The 15,191-nt window shown below is 67.7% G+C and carries 12 protein-coding genes; 5 read left to right on the top strand and 7 right to left on the bottom strand.

Going from position 1 to position 15,191, the window contains the following annotated elements; translation table 11 throughout:
- Positions 1-291 precede the first annotated feature (291 nt).
- Positions 292-531, top strand: a complete 240-nt coding sequence (locus ACE3PU_RS03175; RefSeq protein WP_374386559.1) for a hypothetical protein — start codon at positions 292-294, stop codon at positions 529-531.
- 163 nt (positions 532-694) lie between these two features.
- Here the strand turns inward: ACE3PU_RS03175 and udk are convergent, their stop codons facing one another.
- Positions 695-1,342, bottom strand: coding sequence for a uridine kinase (gene udk, locus ACE3PU_RS03170; protein WP_374386557.1), 648 nt, complete (start codon positions 1,340-1,342; stop codon positions 695-697).
- Positions 1,343-1,500: 158 nt separating this feature from the next.
- Here udk and ACE3PU_RS03165 point away from each other — a divergent pair, with 158 nt between their 5' ends.
- Positions 1,501-3,123: a long-chain-fatty-acid--CoA ligase gene (locus tag ACE3PU_RS03165; protein ID WP_374386555.1), complete on the top strand. Its 1,623-nt coding sequence runs from the start codon at positions 1,501-1,503 to the stop codon at positions 3,121-3,123.
- Between the two features lie 19 nt (positions 3,124-3,142).
- Positions 3,143-3,829 carry a DUF1499 domain-containing protein gene (locus ACE3PU_RS03160; protein ID WP_374386553.1) on the top strand — a complete coding sequence of 229 codons (687 nt, stop codon included), beginning with the start codon at positions 3,143-3,145 and terminating at the stop codon, positions 3,827-3,829.
- Here the strand turns inward: ACE3PU_RS03160 and ACE3PU_RS03155 are convergent.
- Together ACE3PU_RS03155 and ACE3PU_RS03150 are read right to left on the bottom strand one after the other, a co-directional pair.
- Positions 3,826-4,728: an MBL fold metallo-hydrolase gene (locus ACE3PU_RS03155; RefSeq protein WP_374386551.1), complete on the bottom strand. Its 903-nt coding sequence runs from the start codon at positions 4,726-4,728 to the stop codon at positions 3,826-3,828. The genes ACE3PU_RS03160 and ACE3PU_RS03155 overlap by 4 nt on opposite strands.
- Positions 4,729-4,941: 213 nt before the next feature.
- Positions 4,942-5,466: a hypothetical protein gene (locus ACE3PU_RS03150; protein WP_374386549.1), complete on the bottom strand. Its 525-nt coding sequence runs from the start codon at positions 5,464-5,466 to the stop codon at positions 4,942-4,944.
- A 263-nt stretch (positions 5,467-5,729) separates the two neighbouring features.
- Between ACE3PU_RS03150 and ACE3PU_RS03145 the strand changes: the two genes are divergently transcribed.
- A complete protein-coding gene (locus ACE3PU_RS03145) occupies positions 5,730-8,726 on the top strand; it encodes a TonB-dependent receptor plug domain-containing protein (RefSeq protein ID WP_374386548.1) in 2,997 nt (998 codons plus the stop codon).
- A 150-nt stretch (positions 8,727-8,876) separates the two neighbouring features.
- Positions 8,877-9,449, top strand: coding sequence for a hypothetical protein (locus ACE3PU_RS03140; RefSeq protein WP_374386546.1), 573 nt, complete (start codon positions 8,877-8,879; stop codon positions 9,447-9,449).
- A 40-nt stretch (positions 9,450-9,489) separates the two neighbouring features.
- Here the strand turns inward: ACE3PU_RS03140 and metH are convergent, their stop codons facing one another.
- Genes metH through ACE3PU_RS03120 form a run of 4 tightly spaced genes read right to left on the bottom strand, consistent with a single transcriptional unit; the run spans position 9,490 to position 15,172 of the window.
- Positions 9,490-12,156, bottom strand: coding sequence for a methionine synthase (metH, locus tag ACE3PU_RS03135; RefSeq protein ID WP_374386544.1), 2,667 nt, complete (start codon positions 12,154-12,156; stop codon positions 9,490-9,492).
- A complete protein-coding gene (locus ACE3PU_RS03130; RefSeq protein ID WP_374386542.1) occupies positions 12,157-13,251 on the bottom strand; it encodes a homocysteine S-methyltransferase family protein in 1,095 nt (364 codons plus the stop codon).
- Positions 13,251-14,213, bottom strand: coding sequence for a methylenetetrahydrofolate reductase [NAD(P)H] (gene metF / locus ACE3PU_RS03125; protein ID WP_374386540.1), 963 nt, complete (start codon positions 14,211-14,213; stop codon positions 13,251-13,253). Before metF ends, ACE3PU_RS03130 begins: the two co-directional genes overlap by 1 nt.
- Positions 14,213-15,172: an ArsR/SmtB family transcription factor gene (locus ACE3PU_RS03120; RefSeq protein ID WP_374386538.1), complete on the bottom strand. Its 960-nt coding sequence runs from the start codon at positions 15,170-15,172 to the stop codon at positions 14,213-14,215. The genes metF and ACE3PU_RS03120 overlap by 1 nt, the downstream gene beginning before the upstream one ends.
- Between the last annotated feature and the right edge of the window lie 19 nt (positions 15,173-15,191).

Below are 15,191 nucleotides of genomic sequence, written 5' to 3'. Positions count from 1 at the left end.
GGCATACCGGACGCGCGCGGCGGAGGGTCGAGGGGGATACTCGGCCGCACCCGGACGGTCTTCGCAGAGACCGCCGGCCCGCCGCAGGCTTATGGGGTTAGGCGATAAGACCGCCACCACTCGGCGCCCCGAGCTTGCAGGCCAATCATCCGCGCGGAGCGTCGGACTTCGTCGAAACGGTACTCAAACCACAGAACTCCGGGCGAAGGCCCGGCGCTCCGCCCAGCCCTCCATCAACTCCGCCCGATACGGCGGGGGCGAACACGCACGTCCAATGAACTGGAGCGACCTTTGGCGAAGCACAGACCCCGTAAACCTCGACCCGCGCGCGGCCTGCCGCCCCGCGATCCCGTCTACGACGCCGAAACCGAGCGGATCCGTCGCGAGCTGGAGGCGGACTGCATCCGCCTCGACGCCCTTCTGATCGAGAAAAAGGCCGAAGCCGCCGAACGTGCAAGGATCAAGGCCCTGGCCCAGCAGGCCCAGGCGGAGTCCGAGGCCGACACCGGCGACGCGGATCTCTGGTACTAGGTCTGATCGGCGCTCATCCCGGTCGTCATTCCGGGGCTGAGCGAAGCGAAGAACCCGGAACCCAGGACCGAAGTCGTACCGCGAGCGGCGTCTGGCGCCGGTTCCGGGTTCGTCCTGGGGGCGCAGGAATCACGACAAGGGTCAGACCTGTCGCCCCGTCCTCTCAGCCTTCAAGCAGCGGCTGCAGCAGCGGATGGGCCAGAACCGGCGCGGCCAGGCGCACCACCGCCTGCGGGTCCTCCAGACGCACCGCCGCGGTGGCGTCGGCCACGATGAAGTCGGCGTGGGTGCGCGACGGCTCGGTCAGGCGCTCATGGCCGGGGCGGACCGTGGCCAGATATTGCGCCACCACCGATTCCGCCGACCGGCCGCGCTCCTGCTGGTCCCGCAGCAGGCGGCGGATGAAGCGGATGTCGGCGGGGGTGTCGACGAAGACGCGGATGTCGAACAGGGCGGTCAGGTCGGGAGTGCACAGGACATGGGTGCCCTCGACCACCACCACCTCGGCCGCCGGGATCGGCTCGCCCCCCGGCTCGCGCCCGTGGTGGATGAAGGAATAGATCGGCGCGGTCACTGCGCGCCCGGCCTTCAGCGCCGTCAGGTCGGCGATCATCAGTTCGTGGTCGCGCGCCGCCACGTCGTCGAAGTCGAAGGTGGCCGCGTCGAAGCCGGGCAGGGCGGCCGCGTCGCGATAATAGGAGTCCTCTCGCACCAGAACGGCCTTGCCCTGCGGCAGGGCCGAGACCAGCGCCTCCGCCAGGGTGCTCTTGCCGGAGCCGGAGCCCCCCGTGATTGCGATCAGTATGGCCATGTCGCGCCTTCTAGATCGCGCCGGGCGGCAAGGCCACCGGGGACGATCCGTCGCGCCGATCCTGCCGCTGGGTCACGTTGCTTAACGTCGATCACCCATATAGCGTCGCCTCAAGCGTCACATCTCAAACAGACGCACCAAGGGACAAGGATACGACGATGCTGGGCTTGATGCAGGACTGGTCGCTGACGGTCGACAAGATCATCGACCACGCGAAGAACTGGCATGGCGACCGCGAGGTGGTGACCCGCTCGGTCGAGGGGCCGATCGTCCGCACCACCTACGCCGCCATTCACGACCGGGCCAAGCGCGTTTCCAACGCCCTGAAGGCCTGGGACATCCGGCCGGGCGACCGCGTCGCCACCCTGGCCTGGAACACCGACAAGCATATCGAAACCTGGTACGGCGTCATGGGCATCGGCGCGGTGTGCCACACCCTGAACCCGCGCCTGTTCCCGGAACAGCTGGTCTACATCATCAACCACGCCGAGGACCGGGTCATCTTCACCGACCTGACCTTCGTGCCCCTGCTCGAAGCCATCCTGCCGCACATCCCCAAGGTCGAGCGCGTCATCGTCATGACCGATGCGGCCCACATGCCGCAGACCAAACTGCCCAAGGCCGAAGCCTATGAAGAGGTCATCGCCGGCCAGTCGGCCGACTGCGTATGGGGCGACTTCGAGGAAAACACCGCCTGCGGCCTCTGCTACACCTCGGGCACGACCGGCAATCCGAAGGGCGTGCTTTATTCCCATCGGTCCAACTTCATCCATACGCTTCTGGGCCTTCAGTCGACCGTGCTGGGCGCCACGCCCAGCGAAGTGATCCTGCCGGTCGTGCCGATGTTCCACGCCAACGCCTGGGGCATCGCCTTCGGCGGCCCCGCTGCGGGGGCCAAGCTGGTCATGCCCGGCGCCCGGATGGACGGCGCCTCCATCTACGAACTGCTGGAGACCGAGAAGGTCACCTTCTCCGCCGCCGTGCCCACCGTCTGGCAGGGCCTCTTGATGCACATGCGCGAGCACGGGCTGAAGCTGTCGACGGTCAAGCGCGTGCTGATCGGCGGCTCGGCCGTGCCCGAAAGCCTGATCCGCGCCTTCCACGACGACTATGGCGTCGAGGTGCTGCAGGGCTGGGGCATGACCGAGACCTCGCCCATCGGCACCCTGTCGAACATGACCCCCGAACTGGAGGCCTTGCCGTTCGAGGAGCAGCTGAAATGGCGCGTCAAGCAGGGCACGCCGCCGCTGGGCGTCGAGCTGATGCTGAAGAACGACCACGGCGATCCGCTGCCGCACGACGGTCGGACCTTCGGCCACCTGATGGTCAAGGGCCCCACCGTGGCCCGCGCCTACTTCCGCGAAGAGGGCTCCATCGTCGACGGCGACGGCTTCTTCGACACCGGCGACGTGGCCACCGTGGACGAGATCGGCTTCATGCAGATCACCGACCGCTCCAAGGACGTCATCAAGTCCGGCGGCGAATGGATCAGCTCCATCGAGATCGAGAACATCGCCGTGGGCCACCCCAAGGTCGAACTGGCGGCCGTCATCGGCGCGGCCCACGCCAAATGGGACGAGCGCCCGGTCCTGATCCTCAAGCTCAAGGAGGGCGAGGCGCTGGACCGTCAGGAGCATCTCGACTTCCTGCAGGGCAAGATCGCCAAATGGTGGATGCCCGACGACGTGGTCGCCGTGGACGAGATCCCGCTGGGGGCGACGGGCAAGATCGACAAGAAGCTTCTGCGCGAGCGGATGAAGGACTACCGTTTGCCGGCCTGACCCCGAATCCGGAGCGCCGATGCCGTCCCGCAAACCCGTGCCCGCCGTTCTGCCTTGGCTGACGGCGCTGGCCGCCGCGCCTCTGGTGCTGATCGTCGCAGCCGTCGCGGCGACGCGATTCGGCGGGCTCGACGTCGCGACGGCTCATGACCTGCTGACCTGGACCGTCGCCCGTGCTCTGGCGTGGGTCGGCCTGGCCGCCGCGCTGGCCGCCGCCGTCCTGGCCCTGCGAGACCTGAGGGGCAGGGGCCTTTACGCCGCCGCGGCCCTGGTTCTGGCGGGCGTCACGGTCGCAGGTTTCGAGCGCCAGGCCGCGCAGTTCAGGCGCGACACGCCGCGCGACGTCTCCAGCAATCCCGGAGAGCCGCCGGCCTTCTCCCGCCTGGCGGCCTTCCATCGGGGGCCGGCGCCGACCGCCGCCGAGGCCTGTCCGGCCGCGCGATCGATCCCGACGCAGGTGCTCGCCCAACAGGCCGCCTCGGCCCTGGTCGACGCCGGCTTCCCGGTCGTTCGCGCGTCCACCTTCGAGGTCGAGGGCGTTCATGAGGGGGCGTGGTTCGGCTTCGCCCACGACGCGGTCGTCCGCATCCGTCCGGGGCGCACCGACATCCGCGTGGCCGCCCGCGACCGCACCCGTCCCGACGGCGGCGCGACCTGCCGCCTGGCCGCCGAACTGGCCGCCGCGCTGGAGCGGAACGCCCGCTAGACCAGGCGGAACGTCGCGCCCATCTCGGGCCCGGGCGAGGCGGCGGCCACGCCGTCCTCGACCAGCTTGATCAGGTGCGCCAGCACCGACAGCGACGCCGCCGGCCACAGCCGTCGATCCACCGTCGCATAGAGGATCGGCGTCATCTCCGCGATGGTCCGGTCGCCCGCCTTCAGCCGCGCCAGGACCTGCGCCTCCCGCTCCAGCCGGTGCGCCCGATAGGCCTGCAGGAACGGCTTGGGCTCGGTGATCGGCGGCCCGTGGGTCGGCCAGATCGTGGCGAAGTCCCGGGCGATCACCGCGTCCAGGCTCGCCATATAATCCCGCATCTTCCCGTCCGGCGGGGCCACCACCGTCGTCGACCAGCCCATAACGTGGTCGCCGCTGAACAGGGCGTTCTCCTGCTTCAGCGCGAAGGCCATGTGATTCGAGGCGTGCCCGGGCGTGGCGATCGCCTCCAGCGTCCAGCCGTCGCCCTCGATCACCTCTCCGCCGGTCAGGATGACGTCCGGGCTGAAGGCCGTGTCCTCCTCCTCGTCCGGGGCGCCCGAAGCGTGCGTGTCGCGGACCGGAGGCCGCGCGGCCAGCACCTCGGCCCCCGTGGCTTCGGCGAACGGGCGGGCCAGCGGCGCGTGGTCGCGATGGGTGTGCGTCACCAGGACATGGCTCACGGTCCGCCCCTCGACCGCCGCCAGCAGCGCGTCCTGGTGCGTCGGATCCAAAGGACCCGGATCGATCACCGCGACCGACGCCCCGCGCTCCGGCCGACCCACGATATAGACGCCCGTTCCGGTGAAGGTGAACGGTCCCGGATTGTCGGCCACCACCCGCTGGATCAGCGGCGACACCTGGTCGCTGCGGCCATAGGCGAAATCGAAGTCACGGACGAACGGGATCATGGATCCTCCCGATGTGGCGCCGACCTTGCCTTAACACTCCGGTAACCTTCGCCGGAGCGCCCGCCATGGCCCGTTCGATCGCCCTTGCTGTCTCAAATCGGCTCCAGCCCATGGCCGCCGCGCTCCTGTGTCTCATGGCGGCGCAGTTGATCGTGGCCTCCTGCACCCCGGAGCCCGCGCCCTACGCCGCCCGCGCCGCGATCCTGCGCTGACTTACTGGCGCCGCACCCTGACGGCGCGGCTGTTCTCGACCGTCATCAAATAGCTGCCCAGGCTGGCGCGGCGCACGCGCACCGCCTCGCCCTGCCGGTTGCGGAAGCGAACCTGGCCCGAATCGATCTGGCGCCATTCCGAGCCGTCGGCCAGGCGGAACAGCCACTTTCCGTCGCCGACAAGGCCAGCGGAGACCAGCGTCGTCTCGATCGAATCGATGTCCGGCGCTGCGGGCCCGTTCAGGCGCCCGGCGAAGGGGTTGCCGATCTGGAAGCCGAACAGCTGCCGACGGGCCTCCTGAACCTGGCGTCGATCCAGCACGACCACGTCCCCGCCGCGTTCCGCCGCATCGAGCGCCGCGGCGGCCTGATCATAGCAGGCCAGGCGCTGGCCCCCGTCCGCGACCGCCCGGCATTGCGCCAGCCGATCCAGCACCTCCGCGCGTCCCGCCTCCGTTTGTGCAGCGGCGCCCGACGCCAGCCCGATCGAGAAAATAACCGCCAGCGTCGCCACAATCTTTTGCAAGTTTATTCCCCCATGTCGCTGGAACGCACATTTTATGACTGCAAGGTCACGATTTCGCTTTGACGATAGCACAAACACGACGTGGAGCGGCTCGACGTGGCGGATTTGCGACACCGTTGCCACAATTAGGTTACTCGGCTGTAATTTCCGTGGCGGGGAGACAAAAGCCAAGCCAACGTCCGTCACCGACCCGTCGATGGAAGACGGGAGAGCTTTGTTTTTCGATCGCGTCAGCACCGAAAACTAACTGGAGGGTACCGAACGTGAGAATTCAGAATCAGCGCGGGCGTCTGCTTGCGTCGACCATGATCGCCGGCATAGCCGTCGTGGGCATGGCGGCGCCGGCCCTGGCGCAAACGACCGAGCCGCCGGCTGAGAGCACGGCGCAGGTCGAGGACATCGTGGTCACCGGCTCGCGCATCCGTCAGGCGAACCTGGTCACCACCAGCCCCGTCACCCAGGTCACGAGCGAGGACGTGCGGGAAACCGGCGTGACCCGCGTGGAGGACCTGGTCACCCAGCTGCCGCAGGCCTTCGCCGCGCAGAACTCGACCGTCTCCAACGGCGCCTCGGGCACGGCGACCGTGTCGCTGCGCAACCTCGGCGCAACCCGCACCCTGGTCCTGATCGACGGCAAGCGCATGCCGTACGGTTCGCCGCTGGATGCGGCCGCCGACCTGAACCAGATCCCGGCCCAGCTGGTCGAGCGCGTTGAAGTCCTGACCGGCGGCGCCTCGGCCGTCTACGGTTCGGACGCCGTCGCTGGCGTCGTCAACTTCATCATGAAGAAGGATTTCGAGGGCCTGGAGATCACGGCCCAGTACGGCCAGTACCTCCACCACAACGACTATGACGGCCCGGGCAACCTGCGTTCCGTGATCGAAGGTCGCGCGGCCACCAACCCGTCGCAGTTCCAACTGCCTGACGACGACGTCCAGACCGGCTTCAGCCGCGAAATCACCGCCGTGATGGGCGTCAGCTCGCCGGACGGCCGCGGCAACATCACCGCCTACGCCGGCTACCGGAAGAACAACAAGGTCCTGGGCCGCGACTACGACTACGCCTCCTGCTCGCTGGGCGGTCAGAACGCGGCGGGCGACAGCTTCACCTGCGGCGGTTCGGGCACCTCGTTCCCTGGCCAGTTCACCGACTTCGCCAACTATGCCTATACGCTCGACGCCAACGGCAATTTCATTCCGTATGTCGGCTCGCGAGACGCCTATAACTTCGGCCCGCTGAACTACTACCAACGTCCGGACGAACGCTACAACCTGGGCGCCTTCGCGCGCTATCAGGTGAACGACAAGATCGAAGCGTTCGCCCAACTGATGTTCAACGACTATCAGTCGATCGCCCAGATCGCTCCGTCGGGCAACTTCGGCAACACGTCCACCATCAACTGCGACAACCCGCTGCTTTCGGCCCAGCAGTCGGCCGCCATCGGCTGTACGCCGGCGGATATCGTCGCGGGCACCGATGTGCCGTTCTACGCCCTGCGTCGGAACGTGGAAGGCGGCGGTCGCCAGTCGGACCTGAAGTACCAGTCCTATCGCGGCGTCCTGGGCATCCGGGGCGACCTGGACGATGCGTGGAGCTATGAGGTTTCGGCCCAGTACTCGCGCGTCCGTCTGTCGCAAATCTATCGCAACGAGTTCTCGGTGGCTCGCCTGACGCGCGCCTTCGACGTGGTGTCCGATCCCACCACGGGCGCTCCGGTCTGTTCCTCCGTTCTGGACGGCACCGATCCGAACTGCGTGCCCTACGACATCTTCAGCCCGGGCGGCGTGACGCAGGATGCGCTGAATTACCTGCAGGTGCCGCTGGTCATGTCCGGCTACACCGAGCAGCAGGTCGTCACCGCTTCGGTGACCGGCGACCTGACGGAACGCGGCATCGTCTCCCCGTGGGCCACGCGCGGCATGCAGGTCGCCTTGGGCGCGGAATACCGTCGTGACGCCCTGGATCTGGTCACGGACGTCTCCTACTCGACCGGCGATGGTGCGGGTCAGGGCGGCGCGACGATCGGTCTGGGCGGCGCGAACTCCACCTACGACCTGTTCGGCGAATTCCAGCTGCCGATCGTCGAAGGTCTGCCGCTGGCCGAATCGATCACCCTGGACGGCGCCTATCGGGCTTCGGACTATACGCTGGGCGGCAAGACCGACACCTGGAAGCTGGGCGTCGACTATGCGCCGGTCTCGGACATCCGCTTCCGGGCCAGCTACCAGTCCGCCACCCGCGCGCCCAACGTGATCGATCTGTTCACCGCACAGGGCTTCAACCTGTTCGACCTGGACGACGATCCCTGCGACCTGACCGACCCGAACGATGACGGTACGGCCGGCGCGGCCGTCTGTGTCGGCACCAATCCGTGGCAGGTCACGGCCGCTCAGGCCAACAGCGGCTTCCTGTCCAACGGCGCTGGTCAGTACAACTTCCTGCAGGGCGGCAACCCGGACGTGACGCCGGAAGATTCCGAAACGACGACCTTCGGCATCGTGTTCACCCCGTCGGCGCTGCCGGGCTTCAACCTGACGGTCGACTACTTCAACATCGAGATCACCAACCTGATCTCGTCGATCGGCGCGGCCAACATCCTGGACGCCTGCTACACCGCCGGCCTGCAGCAGGCCTGCGACCTGATCCAGCGTAACGACAACGGCTCGCTGTGGCAGGGCGACGGCGTGGTGGTCGATCTGAACACCAACATCGGCGGCCTGAAGACCTCGGGCGTCGACATCAACGCCGGCTACAATGTCGATCTGGCCGACTGGGGCGCCGCGAACTGGGGCACCCTGGGCTTCGCCTTCACCGGCACCTGGCTGGAGAAGCTGGAGACCGACACCGGCCTGGGCTTCGAAGACTCGGTGTTCGACTGCGCCGGCAAGTTCGGCAACACCTGCGCGGCCAACGGCATCGCCGCCTCGCCCGAGTGGCGCCACCGCGCCACCATGTCGTGGGGCACCCCGTGGGATGGCGTCAACCTGGGCCTGACCTGGCGCTACATCTCGGAGGTCGAGCTGGACTCTGGCGTCACCACCCGCCTGGACAGCACGCTGGAAGATCGCCACTACTTCGACCTGAACGGGGCGTGGCAGCTGCGCGACAACCTGACCCTGCGCGGCGGCGTCAACAACCTGCTGGATAGCGATCCGCCGCTGTCCTTCTCGGTCGGCACCACGGGCAACAACAACACCTACCCGCAAGTCTATGACGCGATGGGCCGGTATGCCTTCATCAGCGTGACCGCGAGCTTCTAAGCCCGCGTCGCACGCAAGACCGGATCGGGCGGCGGACCTTCGGGTTCGCCGCCCTTTCTTTTTTGTTCGCCGCACAAAAACCACTTGGCCCCATGAAGCGTTACGGTGCGTTCGAAACGGGCGACGCCGCCCGCAACCGACAGGATCCCAATGCAGAAGACCGCCGCAGCCGGCCTCGCCGTCCTACTCGCCCTGACCGCCGTCCCCGCCTTCGCCCAGGACCAGGACGGGCCGATCGCCACGGGCAATCGCGCTGCGGAAACCGCCGACGCCCTGCGTCTGCGTGAGGCGGTGGCCTATGCCAATCCGTTGCCCCGGGGCGCGCCGACCCAGGATTATCCGCTGGTCGCCTGGTGCGACGCCCTGGTGACGGGACACGCGGATCTGGGCGAGACCCTGACCGATCGCACGCCGGAAGACACCGAACTGGTGCGTCTGGGCCGGCTGGAGGCGCAGGATTTCCGCAGCGCCCTGGCCGTCGCCGAACCGCGTCAGCCCGCCGCCGTCAAGACCGCCGCCCAGCAGGCCGCCGCCGCAGCCAAGGCGCAGTGGGCGCCGCTTCTGGCCAATCAGGATCCGGAAGTCCGCAGCCAGGCCTTCGGCCTGTTCTTTGGCCTGCCCGGGCGTTGCGAACACGCCGCGCGCCGCATCCGCGAGAACATCACCACCCCGCCCGCCACACCGGCCGAGGTCGGCCTGGAAACGCCCGCCGCTTCGAACTGACCCTTAAGACGCGTCCTGTAGCGGCGGTCTGGGCTTGCGCTCAGGCCGCCGTTTCGCGTTCGGCGGCGTAGGGGTCGTAATTCAGGATGGGGGCCAGCCAGCGCTCGCAGGTCGCGACGTCCCAGCCCTTGCGCCGCGCATAGTCCTCGACCTGATCGCGGTCGATCTTGCCGACGCCGAAGTAGTGGCTGCCGGGATGGCCGAAATAGAGGCCCGAGACGCTGGCCGGCGGCGTCATGGCGAAGCTCTCCGTCAGGGCCATGCCGGCGTTGCCGCCGGCGTCCAGCAGGCGGAACAGGGTGGCCTTTTCCGTATGGTCGGGCTGGGCCGGATAGCCGGGGGCGGGGCGGATGCCCTGGTATTGTTCGGCGATCAGGTCGTCGACGCTGGTCGCCTCTTCGGCGGCGTAACCCCAAAGCTGGGTGCGGACTTCCTTGTGCAGCCGTTCGGCGAACGCCTCGGCCAGGCGGTCGGCCAGGGCGGTGGCCAGGATGGCGGAATAGTCGTCGCCCGCGTCCTTGAAGCGCTTGGCGATCTCCAGCTCACCATGGCCGGCGGTTACGGCGAAGGCGCCGATATAGTCCTGGTCGTCTTCGGCGATGAAGTCCGACAGCGCCAGGTTGGGCTTGCCGTTCGACTTCTTGATCTGCTGACGCAGGGTGTGGAAGCGGGCGATCTCGGAGTCACGCGCCTCGTCGGCGAAGACGGCGATGTCGTCGCCATCGGCGCGAGCAGGCCAGAAGCCGACCACGCCCTTGGCCGTGAACCACTTCTCGTCGATGATCCGCTTCAGCATGACTTGGGCGTCGGCGAACAGATCGCGCGCCGCCTGGCCCACGATCTCGTCGTCGAGGATCAGGGGGTAGCGCCCGATCAGCTCCCAACTGGCGAAGAAGGGCGTCCAGTCGATGTGGTCGGCCAGGTCTTGCAGGTCCCAGGCGTCGAAGGCCTTCAGGCCGATGAAGCTGGGCTTGCCGGGGCGGGGCTGATCCGGGTCTAGCTTGAACCGGTTCTCGCGCGCCTGAGGCAGGGTCGCCCGCGCCTTGACCTCCTGGCCGCGGGCGTACTGTTCGCGGATGCGGACGTATTCGTCGCGGGTGGCGGCCTCGTTCCTGGCGCGGTCGGTCTTGGACAGCAGGCCGGAGACCACGCTGACGGCGCGCGATGCGTCCACGACGTAGGTGGTCGAACCCCGGCGATAGGCCGGCTCGATCTTGACCGCCGTGTGGGTGCGGCTGGTGGTGGCCCCGCCGATCAGCAGGGGGATGTCGAACCCGCGCCGCTCCATCTCGGCGGCGACGAAGACCATCTCGTCCAGGGACGGGGTGATCAGGCCCGACAGGCCGATGATGTCGACATTGTTCGCCTTGGCCTCGTCCAGGATGCGGTCGGCCGGCACCATGACGCCCAGGTCGATGACCTCGTAGTTGTTACACTGCAGCACGACGCCGACGATGTTCTTGCCGATGTCGTGGACGTCGCCCTTGACCGTGGCCATCAGGATGCGGCCGGCCTGCTCGCGCGGCTTGCCGGCCTTTTCGGCCTCCATGAAGGGTTCGAGCCAGGCCACGGCCTGTTTCATCACGCGGGCCGACTTCACCACCTGGGGCAGGAACATCTTGCCCGAGCCGAACAGGTCGCCGACCACGTTCATCCCGTCCATCAGCGGGCCTTCGATGACGTGCAGCGGCCGTTCGGACGCCAGGCGGGCCTCCTCGGTGTCGGCCTCGATGAACTCGGTGATGCCGTTGACCAGGGCGTGCTCGATCCGCTTGCCGACCGGCTGGTCGCGCCATTTCAGGTCGACGACCTTGGCCGCGCCCTTCTCGCCCTTGTAGTTGGGCGCCATGTCCACAAGCCGCTCGGTGTTGGACACGTTCGTCCGCTGCGGCCGGTTCAGGATCACGTCCTCGACGGCTTCGCGCAGCACCGGATCGATGTCGTCATAGACCGGCAGGTCGCCGGCGTTGACGATGCCCATGTCCATGCCGGCCTTGATGGCGTGATACAGGAAGACGCTGTGGATCGCCCGGCGCACCGGCTCATTGCCGCGGAACGAAAACGACACGTTCGACACACCGCCCGAGACGCGGGCGTAGGGCAGGGTGCGCTTGATCTCCCGCGTCGCCTCGATGAAGTCGACGGCGTAGTTGTCATGCTCCTCGATCCCCGTCGCCACGGCGAAGATGTTGGGGTCGAAGATGATGTCCTCGGGCGGAAAGCCGACCTCGTCCACCAGGATGCGATAGGCGCGGGTGCAGATCTCGATCTTGCGCGCGGCGGTGTCCGCCTGCCCCACTTCGTCGAAGGCCATGACCACCACGGCGGCGCCATAGCGCAGGCATTTGACCGCCTGCTCGCGGAACTCGGCCTCGCCCGCCTTCATGCTGATCGAGTTGACGATGGGCTTGCCCTGGACGCACTTCAGCCCCGCCTCGATCACCTCCCATTTGGAGCTGTCGATCATCACCGGCACGCGGGCGATGTCGGGCTCGGCCGCGATCAGGTTCAGGAAGGTCCGCATGGCGACGGCGCCGTCCAGCAGGCCCTCGTCCATGTTGACGTCGATGATCTGGGCGCCCGCCTCGACCTGCTGGCGGGCGACGTCGAGGGCGGCGGCGTAGTCGCCCTCGACCACCAGCTTCCTGAACTTGGCCGAGCCGGTGACGTTGGTCCGTTCGCCGACGTTGATGAAGGTGGGACGCACTTACGCTACCAGTTCAAAGGGTTCGAGGCCCGACAGCCGCAAGGCCACGGGCCGTTCCGGAATCGCACGCGGCTTCAGCGGCGCGACTTCCTCGGCGACGTGCTTGATGTGATCCGGCGTCGTGCCGCAGCAGCCGCCGACGATGTTGACTAGGCCGGACGCGGCCCACTCCTCGATGAAGTGCGCCGTTTCGTGCGGCTCCTCGTCGTACTGGCCCATGGCGTTGGGCAGGCCGGCGTTGGGATAGGCGGCGACCAGGGTGTCGGCGACGCGGCTCAGCTCGGCGATGAACGGGCGCATCAGATCGGCGCCCAGGGCGCAGTTGAAGCCGACAGCGAACGGCTTGGCGTGGCGCACGCTGTTCCAGAAGGCTTCGGCCGTCTGGCCGCTAAGGGTTCGGCCCGAACGGTCGGTGATGGTGCCCGAAATCCAGATGGGCAGGGGCTCCAGACCTTCGTCCTCCAGGTCCTTGATGGCCTTGATCGCGGCCTTGCAGTTCAGCGTGTCGGTGATGGTCTCGATCAGATAGAGGTCCACGCCGCCTTCGTTCAGCGCCTTCACCTGGTGGCGATAGGCCTCATAGACCTGGTCAAAGGTCACGCTGCGCGCGCCGGGGTCGTTCACGTCGGACGACATGGACAGCATCTTGTTCAGCGGGCCGATGGAGCCGGCGGCGAAGCGCGGCTTGTGCGGCTCCTTTTCCGTCCAGCGGTCGGCCGAGGCGCGGGCCAGTTTCGCGCCCTCCAGATTGATGTCCCACACCGCCTGGGCGTCCAGGGCGTAGTCCTCCTGGGCGATGGTGGTGCCGGAGAAGGTGTTGGTCTCGCTGATGTCGGCGCCGGCCGCGAAATACTGGTCGTGCAGATCGGCGATGATGTCGGGTCGGGTGATGCAGAGGATGTCGTTGTTCCCCTTCATCTGGTGCGCCTCGTCATAGCCGTTGGCGGCGACGAACCGGTCCGCGCGGAAATCGGCCTCCGACAGGCCCCTGCGCTGGATCATCACGCCCCAGCTGCCGTCCAGCACCAGGATGCGTTTCTTGGCCGCCGCATGCAGGGCGGCGATCCGTTCGGCGCGGGAAGAAGGTGCGGTCATCACGCGATCGCCTTCTGCTCGCGCACGCCCAGTACCCGGCAGATCGCATAGACCAGGTCGGCGCGGTTCAGGGTGTAGAAGTGGAAGTCGCTGAAGCCTTCTTCCTGTAATCGGGCGCAGGTCTCGGCGGCGACCGAGGCGGCCAGCAGCTTGCGGGTTTCCGGATCGTCGTCCAGCCCGTCGAAATGGGCCTTCAGCCAGTCGGGAATGCTGGCCCCGCAGGCGCCGCACATCCGCGTCAGACCGGCGAAGTTGGAAACCGGCATGACGCCGGGGATCAGCGGAATGGTCACGCCCGCCTCCCGCACCCGGTCGCGGAAGCGCAGGAAGGCGTCGATGTCGAAGAAGAACTGGCTGACCGCGCGGGTGGCGCCGGCGTCCACCTTGGCCTTCAGCACCTCGATATCGTGGTCGATGGAGGGGCTTTCCGGGTGTTTTTCGGGATAGGCGCCGACCGTCACGTCGAAGCCGCCGATGCGGTTGATGGCGTTGGTCAGCTCGGTGGCGTTGGCGTAACCGTCGGCGCGCGGCTGATAGACGCCGCCGATACCAGCCCCGCCCGTCCCTCCCGAATTGGGCGGATCGCCGCGCAAGGCGACGATGTGATCGACGCCGATCGCCTTGTAGCCCTCGATGACCTCGTCCACCTCGTCGCGGCTGGCCTCGACGCAGGTCAGGTGGGCGGCGGGGCGCAGGCTGGTCTCGGCGATGATGCGCTGGACCGTGCGGTGCGTCCGTTCGCGGGTCGAGCCGCCGGCGCCGTAGGTGACCGAGACGAAAGCGGGGTTCAGCGGCTCCAGCCGGCGGATCGCCTTCCACAGATTGGCCTCGGCCTCGTCGGTCTTGGGCGGGAAGAACTCGAACGAGACGCGCACGGCGTCGCTGTTGGACCCGGCGCGGGCGACAGGGCCCAGCGGCGAGAGCAGGAGCGCGCGGGCTTCGGCGAGGGAGGACTGGGCCATCAGGCGGTTTTCCTGTCCTGGGCGCGGCGTTCGGCCGTCCAGATGGTGACGGTCAGCCCCTCGTTGTCCGGGGGCAGGGCGATGGGGGCGGACGGGGTCAGGCCGCTCTCGACCAGCCAGCCGCTGATCTCGCTGTCGGCGAAGCCGAGGCGTCGATGCTGATGGGCCTCGCGCATATGTTCGAAGTCATGCGGCGCGAAGTCGACGATCACCAGCCGTCCGCCGGCGCTGACCAGCCGCGCGGCCTCGGCCACGGCGGCCGAAGGATCGGCCAGGTAATGCAGCACCTGGTGCACGATCACCAGATCGGCGCTGCCGGCGGGGAGGCGGGTGGCGAAGATGTCGCCGTGGCGAAGTTCGACCTTGTCCAGCCCGGCCTTGGAGACGTTGGCGCGGGCGATGTTCAGCATGTTCTGGCTGAGGTCCAGCCCGACCGACATCTTGGCCTTCTTGCCGAACAGGGTCAGCATCCGGCCAGAGCCCGTGCCCAGGTCCACCACGCGTTCGAACGGGCCCGGGCCGACGGCCTTTTCCAGCGCGGCCTCGACGGCGCTCTCGCTGACATAGAGCGAGCGCAGACGGTCCCACTGGGGCGCGACCTGCTCGAAGTAGCTTTTGGCCGCCTCCTCGCGCGCCTTGCGCACCTCGTCCAGGCGACGGTGATCCGCTTCGCCTGCATCATCGGACAGGATGTCCAGAACGGTGTCGATCAGCCGGCGGGCCTGGGCGTCGTGGGACAGCCGATAATAGACCCGGGCCCCGTCCGGGAATCGCTCGACCAACCCGGCGTCGGTCATCAGCTTCAGATGGCGGGACACGCGGGGTTGGCTTTGGTCCAGGACGCGCGACAGCTCCATCACCGACAACTCTTCGCCGGCCAAAAGCGACAGCACGCGCAGACGGGTCGGCTCTCCAGCCGCGCGCAGGGCTTCCACGGTCTGATCGGCGGTCAGGGTCATGACGTCATATAAGGATATC

Source organism: Brevundimonas sp. (assembly GCF_041911375.1).
In the GTDB taxonomy this organism is placed as follows: domain Bacteria; phylum Pseudomonadota; class Alphaproteobacteria; order Caulobacterales; family Caulobacteraceae; genus Brevundimonas.
This window is presented reverse-complemented; position numbering and strand designations above follow the sequence as displayed.